This window comes from Saccharopolyspora hattusasensis (genome assembly GCF_050972075.1).
GTDB classification, from domain to species: Bacteria; Actinomycetota; Actinomycetes; order Mycobacteriales; family Pseudonocardiaceae; genus Saccharopolyspora; species Saccharopolyspora hattusasensis.
In genome coordinates, this window is record NZ_JBPCDC010000001.1 from 839,849 (window position 1) to 857,846 (window position 17,998).

The 17,998-nt window shown below is 68.4% G+C and carries 17 protein-coding genes; 6 read left to right on the top strand and 11 right to left on the bottom strand.

Annotated elements, in window-relative coordinates; translation table 11 throughout:
- Positions 1–70: 70 nt before the first annotated feature.
- Positions 71–1,774: a glycine/sarcosine N-methyltransferase gene (locus ACRXBZ_RS03940; RefSeq protein ID WP_433877825.1), complete on the bottom strand. Its 1,704-nt coding sequence runs from the start codon at positions 1,772–1,774 to the stop codon at positions 71–73.
- A gap of 999 nt (positions 1,775–2,773) precedes the next feature.
- Between ACRXBZ_RS03940 and ACRXBZ_RS03945 the strand changes: the two genes are divergently transcribed.
- Together ACRXBZ_RS03945 and ACRXBZ_RS03950 are read left to right on the top strand one after the other, a co-directional pair.
- Positions 2,774–4,600 (top strand): glycoside hydrolase family 2 protein, encoded by a 1,827-nt coding sequence (locus ACRXBZ_RS03945; RefSeq protein ID WP_433877826.1) that lies wholly within the window; start codon positions 2,774–2,776, stop codon positions 4,598–4,600.
- 163 nt (positions 4,601–4,763) lie between these two features.
- On the top strand, positions 4,764–5,795 hold the full coding sequence (locus tag ACRXBZ_RS03950) for an aldose 1-epimerase family protein (protein ID WP_433877827.1): 1,032 nt from the start codon (positions 4,764–4,766) through the stop codon (positions 5,793–5,795).
- Between the two features lie 43 nt (positions 5,796–5,838).
- Here ACRXBZ_RS03950 and ACRXBZ_RS03955 read toward each other — a convergent pair whose 3' ends face one another.
- A complete protein-coding gene (locus tag ACRXBZ_RS03955; protein ID WP_433877828.1) occupies positions 5,839–6,108 on the bottom strand; it encodes a hypothetical protein in 270 nt (89 codons plus the stop codon).
- A gap of 168 nt (positions 6,109–6,276) precedes the next feature.
- Between ACRXBZ_RS03955 and ACRXBZ_RS03960 the strand changes: the two genes are divergently transcribed.
- The 3 genes from ACRXBZ_RS03960 to ACRXBZ_RS03970 all read left to right on the top strand — a co-directional run bounded on the left by ACRXBZ_RS03960 (position 6,277) and on the right by ACRXBZ_RS03970 (position 8,297).
- Positions 6,277–7,122: a helix-turn-helix domain-containing protein gene (locus ACRXBZ_RS03960; protein WP_433877829.1), complete on the top strand. Its 846-nt coding sequence runs from the start codon at positions 6,277–6,279 to the stop codon at positions 7,120–7,122.
- Between the two features lie 17 nt (positions 7,123–7,139).
- Positions 7,140–7,391 carry a DUF397 domain-containing protein gene (locus ACRXBZ_RS03965; protein ID WP_433877830.1) on the top strand — a complete coding sequence of 84 codons (252 nt, stop codon included), beginning with the start codon at positions 7,140–7,142 and terminating at the stop codon, positions 7,389–7,391.
- Between the two features lie 66 nt (positions 7,392–7,457).
- Entirely contained in the window at positions 7,458–8,297 is an 840-nt protein-coding gene (locus ACRXBZ_RS03970) for an alpha/beta fold hydrolase (protein ID WP_433877831.1), read from the top strand.
- Positions 8,298–8,370: 73 nt separating this feature from the next.
- Here the strand turns inward: ACRXBZ_RS03970 and ACRXBZ_RS03975 are convergent, their stop codons facing one another.
- Positions 8,371–9,300, bottom strand: a complete 930-nt coding sequence (locus ACRXBZ_RS03975) for an alpha/beta hydrolase-fold protein (RefSeq protein ID WP_433877832.1) — start codon at positions 9,298–9,300, stop codon at positions 8,371–8,373.
- A 142-nt stretch (positions 9,301–9,442) separates the two neighbouring features.
- On the opposite strand from ACRXBZ_RS03975, the gene ACRXBZ_RS03980 reads away from it, so the two are divergent.
- Positions 9,443–9,577, top strand: coding sequence for a hypothetical protein (locus tag ACRXBZ_RS03980; RefSeq protein WP_433877833.1), 135 nt, complete (start codon positions 9,443–9,445; stop codon positions 9,575–9,577).
- Positions 9,578–9,736: 159 nt separating this feature from the next.
- On the opposite strand, the gene ACRXBZ_RS03985 is transcribed toward ACRXBZ_RS03980, so the two are convergent.
- The 8 genes from ACRXBZ_RS03985 to ACRXBZ_RS04020 all read right to left on the bottom strand — a co-directional run bounded on the left by ACRXBZ_RS03985 (position 9,737) and on the right by ACRXBZ_RS04020 (position 17,993).
- A complete protein-coding gene (locus tag ACRXBZ_RS03985) occupies positions 9,737–10,387 on the bottom strand; it encodes a LuxR C-terminal-related transcriptional regulator (protein ID WP_433877834.1) in 651 nt (216 codons plus the stop codon).
- Between the two features lie 17 nt (positions 10,388–10,404).
- Complete coding sequence (locus ACRXBZ_RS03990; RefSeq protein WP_433877835.1) at positions 10,405–10,983, bottom strand: sensor histidine kinase; 579 nt, start codon at positions 10,981–10,983, stop codon at positions 10,405–10,407.
- Positions 10,984–11,221: 238 nt separating this feature from the next.
- Complete coding sequence (locus ACRXBZ_RS03995) at positions 11,222–12,397, bottom strand: glycosyltransferase (RefSeq protein ID WP_433877836.1); 1,176 nt, start codon at positions 12,395–12,397, stop codon at positions 11,222–11,224.
- Positions 12,394–13,152: a response regulator transcription factor gene (locus tag ACRXBZ_RS04000; RefSeq protein WP_433877837.1), complete on the bottom strand. Its 759-nt coding sequence runs from the start codon at positions 13,150–13,152 to the stop codon at positions 12,394–12,396. The genes ACRXBZ_RS03995 and ACRXBZ_RS04000 overlap by 4 nt, the downstream gene beginning before the upstream one ends.
- A 143-nt stretch (positions 13,153–13,295) precedes the next feature.
- The gene (locus ACRXBZ_RS04005) at positions 13,296–14,648 is read right to left on the bottom strand and encodes a glycosyltransferase family 2 protein (RefSeq protein WP_433877838.1); all 1,353 of its coding nucleotides are present in this window, start codon (positions 14,646–14,648) and stop codon (positions 13,296–13,298) included.
- Positions 14,649–14,682: 34 nt separating this feature from the next.
- Complete coding sequence (locus ACRXBZ_RS04010; protein ID WP_433877839.1) at positions 14,683–15,891, bottom strand: glycosyl hydrolase family 18 protein; 1,209 nt, start codon at positions 15,889–15,891, stop codon at positions 14,683–14,685.
- 15 nt (positions 15,892–15,906) lie between these two features.
- A complete protein-coding gene (locus tag ACRXBZ_RS04015) occupies positions 15,907–16,881 on the bottom strand; it encodes an NAD-dependent epimerase/dehydratase family protein (protein WP_433877840.1) in 975 nt (324 codons plus the stop codon).
- Positions 16,881–17,993, bottom strand: coding sequence for a glycosyltransferase (locus ACRXBZ_RS04020; protein WP_433877841.1), 1,113 nt, complete (start codon positions 17,991–17,993; stop codon positions 16,881–16,883). Before ACRXBZ_RS04020 ends, ACRXBZ_RS04015 begins: the two co-directional genes overlap by 1 nt.
- Positions 17,994–17,998: the final 5 nt, after the last annotated feature.

Sequence of the window (17,998 nt, forward strand, 5' to 3'; positions counted from 1 at the left end):
CCGATTCCGTGCGTGGGCTTAACGGCTGCGCCGCGTTAAGAACGAAGACCGAACCCACCTCGGACACCTCTCATGCTCGAGCGTGGATGATGCCCCAGGCCAAGTTGCCCGCTTTGCCACCGGCGACCCAGTTCTTCAGACCGGCCTTCATCTTGATGCGGTACTCGTCGCTGATCCGGTCGGCGAGCTCCGCTTCCTTACCCTCCAGGACCTCCAGCACCCGCGCGTAGTGCGTCGGCAGGTATGCGGTCAGGTCTTCGAAGTCGAAGTCCTGCAGGCCGAGGCGGGCCAGTTCGCGGCGGTAGAAGCCGGGCGAGCCCATGGTGTCCAGGTTGAGCCGGTCCAGGATCGGCCCGAGGTCCCGCAGCTTGGCGTCGTCGGCGGCCATCGGATCGGTGAAGATGAAGGAACCCCCGCCCTTGAGCACGCGGGTCACCTCCTCCAGGACCCGCTCCCGGTCGCCGCTGTGCAGGATCGCATCCTGCGACCAGACGATGTCGAAAGCATTGTCCTGGAACGGGATGTCCTCGAAGGAACCATCCTTGACCTCGATCAACTCGTCCAGCCCGGCGGCGCGGTTGAACTCGATATTTCGGGCGTTCTCGACCTCGCTGAGATTCAGGCAGGACACCTTGCAACCGTAGGTCCCGGCCAGGTAGCGCGCCGCGCCGCCGTAGCCGGAGCCGATGTCCAGGATGCGGGTGCCCGGGCTGATCTGGACCTTGGCGGTCATCCGCTCCACAGTGCGCCGCGAGGCGGCGTCGATGTTCTCGTCCGGGGTCTCGTAGAGGCCGATGTGAATGTCGTTGCCGCCCCAGACGTGGTAGTAGAAGTTGTCCGCGTCCTCGGAGTTGTAGTAGTCCCGCGCGGTGTGTACCGCGGTCGAGTACACGTCGGAGAGTTCCTCGTCCGGGCGGTACTTCTTCTCGGCCACGTGAATGAAGAAGTCCGGCTCGGTGTCGTGGTAGGTCTCCTGGAAGTCGCCGTAGGTGTCGATCCGCTGGAAACCGACTTCGCGCATGAGCCGCCGCATGTAGTTCTTCCGCAGCGGATACATGTTCAGGAAGAATTCAGATCGATCGGGGAACGTGTACTTGAATCGCGCCAGGCCGTCATCGATGTAATCGGGTTCCGCGGAAACGTCTTCGCCGGCGTAGTAATAGGTGTGCTTCGAGGAGAATCCGCTGTCCAGAATCGAGTCGTAATTGCGCTGATCGATGATCAGCACGCCGTCGTGCTTGAGCATCGCGTAGAACTCGGCCAGCGCTTTGCGCCGATCCCGTTCGGAGAACAGGTGGGTGAACGAGTTGCCCAGGCAGATGATCGCGTCGTATTCGCCGTGGACGTCACGATTCAGCCAGCGCCAGTCGGCGTGCACCACCCGCAGGATGTGGCCGCCGTAGGTCAATCCGTTGCTGAACGCCTTGGCCAGCATCTGGGGGCTGCCGTCGGCGCTGACCGCCTCGAAGCCCTCCTCCAGCAGCCGCACGGAGTGGAACCCGGTGCCGGTGGCCACGTCGAGGACGGAGCGGACGCCGCGGGCCTTGAGCTGGTCGATGAAGAACGAACCCTCGCTCTGGTAGCGCTTCTTCCAGTCGATCAGCTCGTCCCACTTCTCGACGAAACCGCCGACGTACTCGTACGTGTAGTGGTCTGATTCGCGCACCTCCAGCGGATTTTCGCCGAACACCTGCTCCTCGCGGGCCACCAGATCAGCGGTATCCGGAGATCCTTGGTGCTCGGTCGAGGCAAGGTCGTCCACGCTCTTGACCATTCTTCACTCCCACCACTCACGTTGGTCATGCGCCACCGCAAACTCGGGTGCGCGCAAAAATCCGTGCCCCGAGCTCCTCCCGTGGCCGTGCCGGGTCGCCGCTGCGAAAAAGGCAACACCTGGACCGGCGTGGGCAGCCGAGAAACACTCAAGGCCGCAACACCTACGCCGATCACCAGCCAGTCGGCACCTTTGCCAACCGGCGCTGACGCGGTATTCCTGCGTCGATTAACCAAACTAGGCGAACGAGATCGCAAAGCAAGCATACAAACGTGTGACGCTAATCACCGGAATACTATGATAGCGTGGTTCGGATTGTCACCCTGGGTGAATAAATGCGCCGCCACCTGCGCCGATTCGGCGCATTTTGAAGAGAGATAACGATCGCACAAGTGCAAGTCGGCAACGATCTGTGTACACTGACGCGCGCATCGCGTACCACAGCAACTGCAAATTGCACAACCGCGACCGCCGACAAAAATATTAAAACTAGGCATCGCGGCGGTTGACTTTTCTTTTTCGGTCATTCCATCGCGGGATGGAGCACGGATGTTACGGTGCACGCATCCCGGAAGCGAGCCATTTTCGGCGCCGCCGGAGATCCCGCTTGTCGGCCACCACCCACCGCCCTCCCCCATCAGGCCTGCTCCACGTTCCCCCGGCCGGGGCGTCGACGGAAGAAGCATCGCCGCACCGGCCCCAGGGAAGTGTGGCACGCACCATTGGCGCGTGCCACCGGAGCCCCGCGGCGGCCCCGCGGCCAGGTGGTGGCCGGGTCGAGCAGCGGCACCGTGAGTGATTTGCGGTGTCATAGCACCCGAAAGTACTCACGGCTCCTGTTCTTTTGCGGAACCTCGCGAGCCCTACCGATCCATGCCGGTTGCTCCGAATTGCGGGCGCTCTTTCGGCCGCGTTGACTGTGCGTGCGTTCATGGTCATTGTTGCCGGTTGATGGTGATTGCTCTTCCCCTTTTTCGGCAAGTCCGTCTGGAGGCAATCGTGCTGCTGCGCGCCCTGCTGCTCACCACGCTGTTGGCCACCGCCTCCGGGGTCCCCGCGGCCGCCGCCGGTTCCGCCGCGGCCGCCGACCCGTGGCGCCCCAAGCCACCGCCGCTGACCACGCCGTGGACCGACCAGGTCGGCCCGGGCAACGCCCTCCCCGAGTACCCGCGCCCGCAGCTGACCCGCGAGCACTGGCTGAACCTCAACGGATTGTGGTCCTACGGCGGCGGAGCCACCCCGCCGACCGCGGCGACCGAGCAGATATTGGTGCCTTATCCCCCGGAATCCGGTCTTTCCGGCATCCAGCGCCACGACGACCACATGCTCTACCGGCGGACCTTCGAGGTGCCGCCGGACTGGTCCGGGCAGCGGCTGCTGCTGCACTTCGGCGGGGTGGACCAGAAGGCCGAGGTGTCGGTCAACGGCCGGACCGCGGCGGTTCACGAGGGCGGCTACACCGAGTTCAGCGCCGACATCACCGACGCGCTCCGCCCCGGCGCCAAGCAGGAACTGGTGGTGGCCGTCGAGGACCGCAACGACGCCAACCCCTACCCGGTGGGCAAGCAGCGCAACAAGGCGGGCGGGATCCTCTACACCGGGACATCGGGGATCTGGCAGACGGTCTGGTTGGAGCCGGTGCCCGACGCGCACATCGCCAAGCTCGACATCAACCCGGATCTGCGCGGTTTCGACCTGACCGCCCGGACTTCGGCGCGCGCCGGGGAACGGGTCGAGGCGGTCGTCCTCGACACCGATCGCAACGAGGTGTCGCGCGCCAGCGGCCCGGCCGGCACGGCCCTGCGGCTGCCGGTGGCAGATCCGCACCTGTGGACCCCCGACGACCCCTACCTCTACGACATCACGGTCCGGCTGGTCGGCGCCGACGGCCGCACCGTGGACGAGGTCGGCAGCTACGGCGGCCTGCGAACCGTCGAGCTGGTCGACGACTCGCAGGGGCGGCCGCGGATGGCGCTCAACGGCCGGATCCTGTTCCAGCACGGGCCGTTGGACCAGGGATTCTGGCCGGACGGGAGCTACACCGCGCCGACCGACGAGGCGCTGCGGTTCGACGTCGCCGAAACCAAGCGGCTCGGGTTCAACATGATCCGCAAGCACGTGAAGGTCGAACCGGCCCGCTGGTACTACTGGACCGACCGGCTGGGCCTGCTGGTGTGGCAGGACATGCCGTCGCTGCCGATCGACCTGGCCGACCCGCCCGGCAGCAACCCGCCGCCGGGCGAGGAGGCCCGCGCGAACTTCCGCGACGAACTCACCGCCATGATCGACCAGCTGCGCAGCGTCCCCTCGATCGTGGCGTGGGTGCCGTTCAACGAGGGCTGGGGCGAGTTCGAGACCGCCGAGGTCGCCGAGCTGGTCCGGCGCACCGACCCGACGCGGCTGGTCAACGCCAACAGCGGGGTGAACTGCTGCTACTCGCTGCCGGACACCGGCGCGGGCGACATCTACGACGACCACACCTACGTCGGTCCGGGCAGCCCGGAGGCGCGCGGCGAGCGGGCATCGGTGGACGGCGAGTACGGCGGGCTGGGGCTGGTCGAGGAAGGCCACCTGTGGCCCGGCGAGCCGGGCGCGTACGAGATGACCAACAGCCGCGCCGAGCTGACCGACCGCTACGCCGAGGTCAGCCGCGACCTCGCCCGCATTGTCGAGACCAACGGGCTGTCCGCGGCGATCTACACCCAGACCACGGACGTGGAGAACGAGGTCAACGGGTTCTTCACCTACGACCGGCGGATCCTCAAGCCCAACCCGGACGTCGTCCGCGCCCACAACCTCGCGGTGATCGACGCGGGTACGCCGTGACCACTGGCGGACGGGACCGCCACCGACCACAGTGGACGACATCACGACAAGTGATCAACGCTCGGCCTCATCACCCTGGACCGGCGCAATTTCGTGAGAAATCGCCCGTCACCCGGGTGAATGTCAATTTCTCACGAAATTGCCCACCCCCAGGAGGTTCAGGATGCGACGCTTCACCCGGCGGGCCGCGCTCGCCACCGCTGCGGGCGCGACGAGCGCCGCCGCCCTCGCCGGCCACGCCACCGCGCAGCCATCCGGTTCCGGTGGAGCGGGAGGCCGGCAGACCGCGAACGGGCGGCTGTACGAGATCCGCTCCGGGCGGCAGCGGGCGGTGATCGCCGGGGTGTCGGCGACGTTGCTGTCGTGGCAGGTCGACGGCGTGGAGATGCTCCTGACGCACCCCGCCGACGAGGTCGGCGAGGGCTTCCAGGGCAAGACGATCCTGCCGTGGCCGAACCGCATCGACCACGGCCGCTACACCTTCGGCGGCGAGGAGTTGCAGGTCGCGATCAACGAACCGAAGCGCGATGCGGCGCTGCACGGGATGATGAGCTTCGTGGAGTGGCAGCCGGTGCGGCACCGCGCCGACGGCGTGGTACTGGAGTACCTGCTGCCGCCGGACTACGGCTACCCATTCCGGCTGGCATTCCGCACCGAGTACACAGTGGACGATTCCGGGGTGCGCAGCACGCTCAGCGCGAAGAACGTCGGCGACGGCGCCGCGCCGTTCGGCACCGCCAACCACACCTACCTCGCCGCCGGCGGGGACCGCATCGACGACATCGTCTTCGAGCTGCCCGCGGACACCTACTACGTGGTCAATGACCGGCTGATCCCGACCGGCACCGCCCCGGTCGAGGGCACCGAGTACGACTACCGGTCGCCGCGGCGGATCGGACCGACCGAAATGGACACCGCGTTCACCGGGCTGCGCCGCGGATCCGACGGCAGCGCCGTGGTGCGGTTCGCCCGCCCGGACGGCGTGACCGCGGAGCTCTGGGTCGACCGCACGCACGGCTACCTGCAGGTCTACACCGACGACAGCCCGTCGACCGACCGCCCGGCGCGGGCCGGGATCACCGTGGAGCCGATGACGTGCGCGCCGAACGCGTTCGTCACCGGCGACGGCCTGATCACCCTGCGGCCGGGCGAAACCCACCGCGGCACCTGGGGTTACCGCATTTCTCGTGAGTGATCGTTCCGTTCTTACCGGAACTACCACTTACGAACCGTTCTGCTTACGCGTCCGGCTCGACCCAGTCCTGGTCGCCTTCCTGGAGCCAGTCGCTGATGTTGCTCAGCTTCGAGCCGAGCAGATCGGCTTGTTCTGGCCCGATCAGGATGTGCCGCCCGGCGGAATCGGTGACCCGCACTTCGGGAATCCGTAGCGCGACGGTGACCGGCCCTTTGTTGCCCTGTGGCGGAATGCGCCAGGTCTTCTCCTCGGCGGTCTCCGCCATGATCCGCAGGTCCAGTTCGGTCCGCTTCCGCGCGAGTTCGTCACTCATGCCCTCTCCCGAATTCCTCTCATGTTTGCCCTGGTCATGGGCGTGTCACGGGAGGGTGCGCCTTTGCGACAGCTGCAAACAAGTGCGCAATCGTGTGATTGATCATGGATTCGTTCGATGCCACCCTGGAGATTGTCCACATCGGATCCGAATGGGGGATCTCCGATTATGCCAGGAAACGGTCACACCTCTGTCCGCTCCCGCCAGGTCGCCGCGCAACTGCGCAGCCTTCGCGAGCGAGCACAACTTAGTTGCAGTGATGTCGCGCGCACGCTTGGGTTGTCGGTGAGCAAGGTCAGTCGAATGGAGACCGCCAGCAGCGGCATGCAGATCGAGGACGTCGCCGCGATGCTCGGCCTCTACAAGGTCTCGGCGACGAAACGCCAGGAAGTCCTCGACATGCTGCGCCGAGCCGACGAGAAGGGCTGGTGGCAACGCCAAGCGGGTCTCCCCCAGCTATGGCGGAACTTGATCGACTTCGAGGCCAAGGCGACCCGCATCCAGAACTTCGAGAACATGGTTGTGCCGGGGCTGCTGCAAACAGCGGAGTACTGCCGCGCAGTGATCCAGGGCATCAACGACACGCTCAGCGACGAGGAGATCGACCGTCTCGTGGCTACTCGGATGGCTCGGCAGGCGGCCCTGACGCGTACCCGTGCGCCGCAACTCCTCGCCGTAGTCGACGAAAACGTACTCCGGCGTCCCATCGGCGGTGATGGGATCATGCATCGGCAACTGCTCCATCTGGGTACTTTTGCCGAACGTCCGAACATCACTTTGCGGGTGGTGCAAAGCTCGGCCGGGGCCTACGTCGGCGCGCGAGGCTCGTTCATGATCCTGGAGTTTTCCGAGGAACCCGACCTCGCCTACATAGAGAACCAGGGTATGGCGATGTTGCTCGAAGAAGAAGCTGATCTTGCTTCCTACCGCCTTGCGCTGAGCAATATCCTCAGTGCGGCACTGAAGCCTGCCGAGTCGGCCGACCTGGTTCGCCAGCTGGCGGCCGAGAAATGATGCGAGAGGAGCGCGGAATGACTGCGCTGAACCTGACGACCGCCCGTTGGCGCAAGAGCAGCTACAGCACTGATCAAGCCAACTGCGTTGAGGTGGCGTTCCTGGACGCAACGTGGCGCAAGAGCAGTCGAAGCACCGACACCTCCAACTGCGTCGAGGTGGCGTTCGCCGGGCCTGCTGTCGGGGTGCGGGACTCGAAGGACCCCGACGGCGCCGTGCTGGCCTTCCCGGACGAGCGGTGGTCTCGGTTCGTTGACTCGCTGCGCTGAGGGTGTGTGGTTGTTCCGGTTCTTACCGGAACAACCACACACGAGCGAGACCAGTAAAGTGACCGGGTGGCCGAGTACATCCAGATTCCGACTCCTGCCGGGAAGTTCGACGCGCTGACCGCCGGTCCCGAGGACGGCCGCCCGGTGCTGCTGCTGCACGGCTTCCCGGAGGCGGCGGTGCAGTGGAGCGAGCAGTTGTCGGTGCTCGGCGGCGCGGAGTGCTTCGCGGTGGCGCCTGATCAGCGCGGCTACTCCCCCGGTGTGCGCCCGGAGCAGGTCGCCGCTTACCGGTTGGAAGAGCTCGTCGACGACGTGCTGGCGATCGCCGAACACTTCGGCTGGCAGCGCTTCGACCTGGTCGGCCACGACTGGGGCGCCGCCGTGGCGTGGGCGACCGCCGCCGAGCACCCGGACCGGGTCCGCACGCTGACCGCGGTGTCGGTGCCGCACCTGGACCCGTTCGGTGAGGCGATGCGCACCGACGAGGACCAGCACCAGCGCTCGGCGTACATGCAGGCGTACCGGTCCTCCACCGCGGAGAAGGCCCTGCTGGCCGACCACGCCAAGAAGCTGCGGCAGATCTACTACCCGGGCGTGCCCCAGCACCACGTCGACGACTACGTGCAGCGGTTCACCGAACCGGGCGCGTTGACGGCGGCGCTGAACTGGTACCGCGCGCACCGCTTCGAGAACCACAAGATCGGCCCGATCACCGTGCCGACGCTGTACGTGTGGAGCACCGAGGACGTTGCGATCGGCTCAACGGCGGCGCTGGCCACCGCCGAGCACGTTACGGGCCCCTACCGCTTCGAGATGCTGGAAGAAGTCTCGCACTGGATCCCGGAAGAAGCCCCGGAAACCCTCACCCGGCTCCTCCTCCAACACCTGGTCGCCCACCAGGACTGACCGGCGGGAAACCGCTGCTTGACGTACAGCGCGGTCGCTCGACCAGCGGCCGCCCGAGCGCGGCTGAAGCCGACTACTCGTCGGCGTCGAGGCTGCCCAGCGCGGCGGCGAGGAAGGTGACGAAGTCGGGGCCGATGGCTTCGAAGACCGACGGGTCGTGGCCGCCCGGGAGGACCGAAACCACCGGCGTGTGGGCGTATTCGTCGACCAGGCGGTTGATGCCGTCCAGGAACGGGTCCTCGTCTCCGGTCCACACGCCGACCGGCACGTCGCCGAGATCTCCCAGGCGGCGCACCGGGTCCACTGCGGACCAATCCTCCTCGGTGGCGAAGGCTTCCTTCTCCCGCATGCCTTCCCAGCTCACCTGCAGGGCCGGGGCGACCGCCGCGACGGCCGCGACCGGGTGACCGGCCAGGTTGCGGTCGGCGGCGTAGTTCAGCGCGCCGAAGCCGCCGGTGGAGATGCCCGCGACCGCGAAGGGCCGGCCGTCGCGGTCACCCATGCCGCGCTCCTGCAGCCAGCGCGGGAGTTCGTCGTGGAGCAGGGCGGCGAGGTCGCCGTTGGCCGATCCGTCGTTCCAGTACGGGTTGTAGCCACCGTCGACGACGGCGAAGCCGAACGCGGGGATGGAGTCCTCGCGGTAAAGCCGTTCCAGCGACGCGAGCGTGTCGTACGGGATCGGGGTCGGGTGGACTCCGTCGCGGCCGTGCAGGTAGAGCACCATCGGGAGATCCGCAGTGGACTCCAGCGCACCCGGGTACGCGAGGTAGAGCTGCACCGGGGCCTGGCGGTGCTCGGAGTACACGTACTCGGTGCGGATCACCGGAATGTCCTGTTCGGACAGTGCCGGCTCCACCGCCGGGGCCGGTGACGGCGCGTCGTGCGGCTGCGGCGCTGCGCAGCCGGCCAGGCCCGCGACCAGCAGCACCGCAATCAGCAGGCGGCGAGCAATCCGTTCGCGCACCACGTCACCCTTCACGGTCCGGTTGGTCCAGTTCGACACCTTAGGACCTGTTTCCGAAACCGTTTCGCGTGGGTGGTCGCCTGCCCGGACTGCGCGCTGATCAACTTCCAGGGCGACGGCAGCGCCGCCTACACCGTCCAGGCGCTGTGGACGAGGCCCGCGAGAGCCTCGAGTCACCGCGGTGATCTGCGCGAACTCCCGCTACCGGATCCTGGAAGCCGAGCTCCAGCGGGCGGGCATCGACGAGCCCGGGACGGCGGCGGCGAGCATAACGAGCCTGGCCGAGCCCGCTGCGGACTGGACGGCCGTGCTGTAGTACCTGGCGATTTCGCGCGAAATCGCCACCCGCCAGGCGTGCCGAACGGCGATTTCGCGCGAAATCGCCAGGGCGCACCTGGTGGCTCGGGGGCCTGGGGGGAGTCGACCGTGAGTCCCTTCGGACGTGGGTCCAAAGGGACTCACGGACCCCCAGTCATCAACCCGCGACGAGCATCCGCTCGTCGTCGAGCAAGCCGTGGCGCATCGCGAACGACGCCGCCTCCAGCCTGGAGTGCACCCCGAGCTTGGTCAGCACCGACTGCACGTGCGTTCGCACCGTCGTCGGCGCCACCCCCAGTTGCTTGGCCATCGCCGTCGTGTGCGCGCCGGCGACGAGCAGCCGCAGGCATTGCCTTTCCCGCGCGGTCAGGTGCGACGCCAGCCGCAGGGCGTCTGTGGTGCCGGCCAGGCGGGGCGCCCGCGAGGCCGCCAGCTCGACCACGGCCTCGCCGTCCATGACCCCGCGGATCGCCCCGGCCAGCACCGACAGCCCGCACATCTTGTTCACGTACCCCGCCGCCCCCTTGGCCAGCGCATCGCGCATGCCCCGGACGTCACCGTCGGCGGTGAGCACCAGGAGCCTCGTTCTCCCGCCTGCGTTGAGGATCTCGCCGATCGCGTCCAGCCCGTCGCCGTCGCCGAAGTAGCGGTCCAGCAGGCAGATATCGGGCTGGTGCTCGCGGACCGCCTCGACGACGCCTGGCACGTCGTGGGCGGTTCCCACGACGTCGCAACCGTGCCGCGGCAGCGTCGCGACCAGCGCATCGACGAAGATCACGTGATCGTCGCCGAGTACCAGATCGACCATGTTCTCGTTCCCCCCGCTCAGGGCGCGCGGCCGGACGGGAACACCAGCACGGCACACGTGCCCCGGCATGGCTCCGAGTCGATCTGCAGGTCGGCCCCGCAGCGCTGCGCCAGCGCCAGCACGATGCCCAACCCGAGCGATGACGCGCCCTGCGGTCCGTCGCCGAAACCCGGCCCGTCGTCGGTGATCTCGATGCGCACCTCGCCGAGCTCGCCGCGGCGAACCGCCACCGCGACCCGGCCGCCGCACCCAGCGGCGCGCACCGCGTTGTCCAGCAGGTTCGACACCATCCGCCACAGCAGCGTCTGGTCGGTTCGCATCCAGACGTCCTCGTCGGCGTGCAGCGAGATCTCGGCCTTCCCGGACAACGATTTCACCGCGACGAGCTGGGTCAGCAGTTCGCGCGGCGCGAAGAGCTCCTCGCTTGGCTGCCCGGCCCGCAGGGCCACCAGCTCAAGCAGCCGGTCCAGCTCCAGTTCCATCAGTTGCAGCCGGTGCGCCGCATCGCCGGGCAGCGCCGGGTCGCCGCGCAACCCGTCCGCGAGATAGGACAGCGTCGCAAGACCGTGCCCGAGATCGTGCAGCAGGCTGTGCAACTCCGCGCCACCTCGCGAACCTGGACCCCGCGTCCGCTGATGTCCAGGCGCCCTCGCCGAATCGGTAATCGTGTGCACCGCGACTCCTCTCCCCCAAACGGCAGTCTGTGCTACCTGACAAATCGGATGCGGCGGGCGCGGCGTTGCACCTGCTACCCGAAGGGGACCCCGACTACTCCACGTGCAGCAGGCGTCCGCACGACAGGCGCGGGGAAGTAGTGTTCTCGCGGTAACCCCGCTACCGTCGGTCACCAACAGGCTGCGCAGGATGTTTCGAAACACGTTTTCTGGAGCGGGTTCCGTACGCCCCGACGAGTGCGTCGGCGAGCGTCGCGATCCGGTAGCGGTCGTCCAACCGGGTGCGGGCCGTCGCGGCGAGCCGGTCGGCTACGTCGGGCGAGTCCAGCAGGTGCGCCACCGCCGCGGCCAGCAGTTCGGGGCGCCGGGGCGGCACCAGCAGCCCGGTCTCACCGGGGGCAACCACATCGCTGACCGCGTTGACGGTGGTGGCCACCACCGGCACGCCGCACACCATCGCCTCGACGACCGCCAGCGGCAGGCCCTCGTACCGGCTGGGCAGCGCGAACACGTCGAATGCGGGCAGCAGTTTCGCGACGTCGTCGCGCTCGCCCGCCAGTACGACGCGAGCCCCGCTCGCGGCTATCTGCGCGCGCATCCGCTCGGTCAGCTCGCCGCCGCCGATCCACACCCCGACCACGCCGGGTCGGTCCAGCAGGCGCAGCGCGGTGACGAAGTCCTCCGGCGACTTCTGGAAGGTCAGCCGCCCCACCGCGCCGACCACGACGTCCGTCGGTGCCAGCCCGAGCTCCTGCCTGGCGCGCTGCCTGGTCCGCTCGGTGCGCATCGGCACCTCGTGCTCGACGGCCACGCCGATAGTGCGGATGCGATCCGGGGCGATCAGCCCGCGCCGCAGCGCCTCGACCGCCACTCCGGTGCCCACGCACAGGGCGAGGTCGGTGATCCGCCCGAGGACGCGTTCGATCTCGACGTAGCCACGGCGCCGCAACCCGCTCTGGAACTGGTGGAACGGGAACCCGTGGTAGGTGTGCACGATCCGGTCGGCGCCGGCCCGGCGCGCCGCGATCCGGCCAACCGCACCAGCCTTCGAACAGTGGGTGTGCACGATGTCGAAGCGGCGCCGTTTCAGCAACGCCGTTAGGCGGTGCAGGGCGAGCAGGTCGTGGCCCGGCGAGATGGGCGCGCGCAGCGCGGGCTCCACGATCACCTCCAGCCCGGCGGCCTCGGCGTCGGCCAGCAGCCGGCCGGACCCCGTGATCACCGCGACCCGGTGCGTGGCCGGATCCAGCGCCTTGGCCCCGCGCAGGGCCATCACCCCGGCGCCGCCTTCCAGGCGCGTGATCATCGTGGCCACCCGCAACGGCTCCGCGCTCACCGCTCGGTGGTCCCGTCCGCTTCGCCGTCCACGCGCAGTCCGGCGGCGCAGGCGACGCTGACCGCCTCCAGCTGGCTGTGCACCCGGAGCTTGGCCAGGATGCTGCGGGTGTGGGTGCGGACGGTCTCGGTGGAGATCATCAGGTCCTCGGCGATCTGCGCGCCCCTCTTACCGGCGACCATGCCGGCGAGCACGTCCCGCTCGCGGTCGCTGAGCACGTCCAGCGGCCCGTTGCGCTGCCCCGCTCGCACGGCGTCCTCGCGCAGTCCGCGCAGCACGGCGCCGAGCAGTTCCGGCGGGTACCAGCTGTGCCCGCGGGGCACCCCGCGCAGCACCTCGGTGAGACCCTCGACGCCGCGTTCCTTCGGCACCCAGGCCGCCGCACCGGCCCGTGCGGCGTCGACGGCCTGCCGGGCATCGCGGCTCCCGGTCAGCACCACGATTCCCGCGGCGGGCCGGGCTTCCTGCAAGCGCCGCACCAGGCGCCCGGCACCGACCGGTTCCACGTCGACCGTGATCACGTCTGGTCGGGACTGCCACACCACGTCGGGCAGTCGCGGGTCGCCGGTCTGGCAGTGCCCCACGACCCACAGGTCAGGCACCTCCGCCAGCCGGGCGCTGAGCGCCTCGGCCAGCATGAGGTGGTCGTCCACCATGAGCAGCCGCACCACATCCACAGCCCCAGCGTGACGCCACCGGGCCGACGAGACCTCCCCCAGCTGCACGAGAACACCCTCCCGCGTGAAGCGCACCATTGCCCCGTCCGTGTCTGCCGCCGCAGAGTCCCGCAATTTCCATTGAAATCGAAGCTTCGATTTCAATGGAAATTGCGACACCACTTGCTCCGGGAGGTCTTGAGATGGGGCGTTGAGGAACTCCTTGGATGCCCTCCACCCCTTCACTTGGTCGGGGTCGTGCGCGGGGTGACGGGCGCGTCGATGGTGCGGCGGCCGGGGCTGCGCCACCGTCCAGAGGACTTCGACAGCCACGCCGCGGGTATCGCAGACAGTGCGATACCCGCGTCCAGCACTCGTAGCGCCAGGAAGAAGCATGCGAACAGCAGGAACCTCGGCTGCCGCTGCAACACCGCAACTATGCACGTCAGCACCAGATCCGGGACCACCACACCGAAGAACAGCGTCGGCAGCGTCGCGAAACCGGCGACGAAGTCGTGCACCTCGTCCACGACCGGCACCGCGAGCCCGTCGAACAGCAGGGGCACGATCAGCGCCAGCGCCACGAAGGGCAACAGCACCAGCATGAAGCTGCTGGCCAACATCTCCAGCAGCAGCAGCGCCAGCATCAGGCTGAACAGGTTGGCCCGCGGCGGGTGCAGCCGGACCGTCTGCCACAGGCCGAGCGACCAGCGCTTGCACTGCTTCACGTAGTCCTTGAAGTTGCCCGGGTCCTGGGTGGCCGCCACCGCCGACGGCGTGAAACCGACCTTCCCCAGCCGTTTCTGGTACACCTCGAAGGTCATGTTGAAGTCCTCGATGACCAGCCCCGGCGGGTTGACCTCGATGCGCGGCAGCACCTCGGCGCGGTACATGCTGGCGAAGCCGGGCACGATGTGGGTGGCGTTGACCCGCCGCCAGGTCTGGCCGAACTTCATCAGGTACTGGGTCATGGTGTAGATCCGCTGCCGGTGGAAGGCCACCAGCTTGCCGATCGGCCCGAGCGCGCGGTCCCGCCACGACGTCGTGACGCAGCCCGCCACCGCGACGACCGCGGGATCGTCGAACAGCGGCAGCGCCGCCCGGAAGTAGCCGGGCTCGACGTGCGTGTCGGCGTCCAGCAGCATCACGACCTCGAAGCGATCGACCAGCCCGAACCGGCGGATCGCCTCCTGCAGCGCGCCGGCCTTGCCGACGTTGCGCGCCGTGCTGATCACGTGCACCCCGCACTCTTCGGCGAGTTCCACCGTGCGGTCGGTCGAGCCGTCGGAGACCACGTGCACGTTCTCCGGCGGCACGAGGGCGGTGATCGCCTGGATGCTGTCGACGATGACGCGTTCCTCGTTGTGGGCCGGCATCAGCACCGCCACGTCCGCGACGCCCACCCGCGTCGGCGGGTCATGGCGGTGCTGCCGGTCCCGGCCGACCACGACGCGCTGGCCGGACACCGACGTCGCGCCCCGTTGCTGCCACCAGCGCTGCGTCGAGGAGTCGAGCAGGCGCATCAGCCCGATCAAGCCCCACAGCGTGAAGTTGGTGCCGAACACCGCGATGGCCAGCACCCACCAAGGAATCATCCAACTCTCCAAAGTAGACGAATCGCGGACGGTGTCATTGCGCGCCGTCGAGCGGCAGGCTCTGCCGCAGCTCCCGCCACGTTTCGGTGTCCTCGTAGCCGAACATCCACAGGTAGACGCCGCGGATGCCGGAGCCGCGCGCCGCCTCGAACTTCGCCTTGGAGCTCGCGGCGTTCTCGAACCACACCTCGTGCTCCCGTCCCTGCTCGTCGATGTAGCGGAACCACGGCGACTGCGTCAGCCCGTCGTAGTTGACCTTCGCCCGGTGCTCGGTGGACAGCCGGAAGGCCTGCAGCCAGGTCACCGCGGTGCCGTTGCCGTCCACCCAGTCGTAGCCGTACAGCGGCACGCCGAGCACGATCCGCTCCGGCGGGATCTGGGTCTTGGCGTAGTTCAGCGTTTCCCGGACCCAGGTGATCGGCGCGACCGGGCCAGGCGGCGAGGTGCCCCAGTGGTAGTCGTAGCCCATCAGCCGGACCTCGTCGGCCGCCCTGCCGATCGCGGCGTAGTCCTGCGCGACGTTGCGCTCGTCGTATCCGGCGTCAGTGGCCTTCGCGAACACCGCCACCGCCAGCGTCTTCCCCTCGTCATTCAGGGCCTTGCCCAGTTCGGTGATGAAGTCGGTGAAGACCTGCCGGTCGCCGGCGCGCAGGTTTTCGTAGTCGATGTCGATGCCCGAGTAGTCCTCGCGCTTGACGAGCTCGACGATCTCGTCGATGTGGGCGCGCCGCTTCGCCGGGTCGTGCAGCATCTTGGCGACCGGTTCGTAGGCCCATTTGCCGTCGGTGATGTTCGCCAGCGATGGCACGATCGGGATGCCCGCCGCGCGCAGCTGCCCGATCTGCCTGCCGACCTCGGCGGTCTGCTCCGGGGGGTACTGGTTGGCCAGCCGGCCGTCCTGGCTCAGCCCGTAGATCCAGGGCGAAACCTCGTTGACCGCCTTCCGGTTCTGGGTCACCATCGACGTGCCGTTGTTGAGGTTCCAGAACGGTAGCGATGCGACGGCCAGCGAGCCGGGCAGCGGTGGTCCTCCGCCGCGCGGCATCAGCGTCATCACGACGAGCACCACCGCCACCGCGATCAGCGCCAGGAACCAGATCGACCCGCCCAGCCGGCTGAAGGCCCGGACCCGGTCGGCGGGGGTGTCCGATGTGGATGGTTGGGATCCGCGGGGCTCTCGCGCGCTCGCCGCGGGCCGGGCCCTTTCCATGAGCCGGCGCATCGTATCGGTCTTCTGCCGCATGTCGCCCTCCGCACCTCAAGCCGTCGCGGGCTGCCCGGCTCGCACCTGCTCGTCGATCACATCGCGGACGATGTCGTCGAGCGTGCGCTCCGGCCGGAAGTCGATCAGCTCGCGCGCGCGGGAGCAGTCCGGGACGCGACGTTGCAGGTCCTCGTACCCCGGCCCGTACGCCTCCTCGTAGGGGACCTGGATGGTGCCGCTGGACGAGTCGGTCATCGCGATGATCCGGGCGGCGAGCTCCTCGATGGACACCTGCTCGGTGTTGCCGAGGTTGACCGCCATGCCCTGCGCCCGGTCCAGCAGCGCCAGCCGCATCAGCGCAGGCACCACGTCGGCGACGTGGCAGAAGCAGCGGATCTGCTTGCCGGTACCGAAGATCGTCACCGGTCGGCCCTGCAGCGCCTGCGCAACCAGCCGCGGGATGACCATGCCGTACCGGCCGCTCTGCCGCGGTCCGACCGTGTTGAACAACCGCACGATGACCGCCCTGAGCCCGAGCTCCCGCACGTAGTTGTGGGTGATGCTCTCGTCGATGGCCTTGGCCTCGGAGTAGGTCCAGCGCGATTTCAGCGGCGAGCCGATGATCCGGTCGTCGCCCTCGGAAAGCCCGACCTTGTCGTTCTTGCCGTAGATCTCGCTGGTGGAGGCGACCAGCACCCGCGCGTCGTGCCGCAGGGCGGCGTCCAGCACGTTCTCGGTGCCGTGGATGTTGGTCAGCAGCCCATGCAGGGTGCGTTCCTGGATGACGAACGCGCCGACGGCGGCGGCCAGGTGGAACACCACGTCCGCGTCGGCCATCACCTCATCGACCAGGGACGCGTCCAGGATGCTGCCCTGCACCATCCGCAGGTTCGGGTCGCCGACCGGGAGGTTCTCGACACGCCCGGTGCTCAGGTCGTCGAGCCCGACCACCTGGTGGCCGTCCGCGAGCAGCCGTTCGACCAGGTGGGATCCGATGAAACCGGCTGCGCCGGTGACCATTGCTCGCATCACGACCTCCCCACCGGTACGGCGCCGCCGCGCCGCTGCCACAGCCGCGCGTACAGGTCGTCGAGGCGGTCGGTGACCGCCTCGATGCCGTAGGCCCGGCGGATCGCGGGCTCGTCGGCGCGCGGCCGGGCGGCCAGGATCTCGGAGGCGATCTCCGCGCGCATCCGCTCCGCGTTGCCGGGCACCTGACGGGCCCGGTCGGTCTCGATGCCGATCAGCGCCGGGCAGGTGGTGTAGAGCACCGGGATGCCGTTGGCCATCGCCTCCAGCACGGACAGGCCGAAGGTCTCCTGCTCGGAGGAGGCGATGAAAAGGTCCAGCGCGGACAGCATCGCGGCGACGTCGTGCCGCTGCCCGGCGAAGATCACGTGCTCGGCGACGCCGTGCTCGCGAGCCAGTGCCTCCAGCCGCGCCCGGTCCGGCCCGTCGCCCACGATCAGCAGCTTGGTCTCCTGGCCCAGCATCGGGGCCATCGAGTCGATCACCAGGTTGAAGCGCTTGTTCGGGTCCAGGCGACCGAGCACGCCGACCACGTAGGCTTCGTCGCTGATCCCGTGCTCGCGGCGCACCCGGGCGCGCGCGGCCCCGTCGAACTCGACCCGGCCGAAGTCGACGCCGTTGGGGATGACGGTGATCTTGCGCGCGGGCATGCCCCAGTTGCGCAACCGCTCCGCGACGGTTTCGGACACCGCGATGGTGGCGTCCGAGCACAGGTCGGTGCCCAGGTAGAGCGCCCGGACCCCGAAGGTCATGCGGCGGCGCTCCAGGTGGGTCTCGCCGATGGAGTGCTCGGTGGAAACCACCACCTTGGTGCCGGCCAGCCGGGCGGCGAGCCGCCCGTACACGCACGCCCGGTACAGGTGGGTGTGCACCACGTCGTAGCGGCCTTCGCGGATCACGTCGCGCAGCCGCAGCACGGCGCCGACCTGGGTGTTGCGGGTCATGCCGAGGTCGCGCACCCGCACCCCGTCGCCGGTGATCATCCGGGCCACATCACCTGGGTTGTACAGCGAAACCACGTCGGCGTCGTGCTTGGTGTGCTGCAGGATCGACCGCAGCTGCAGCTCGGCACCGCCGACACCGAGCCCGGTGATCACGTGCAATACCTTCATTGCTT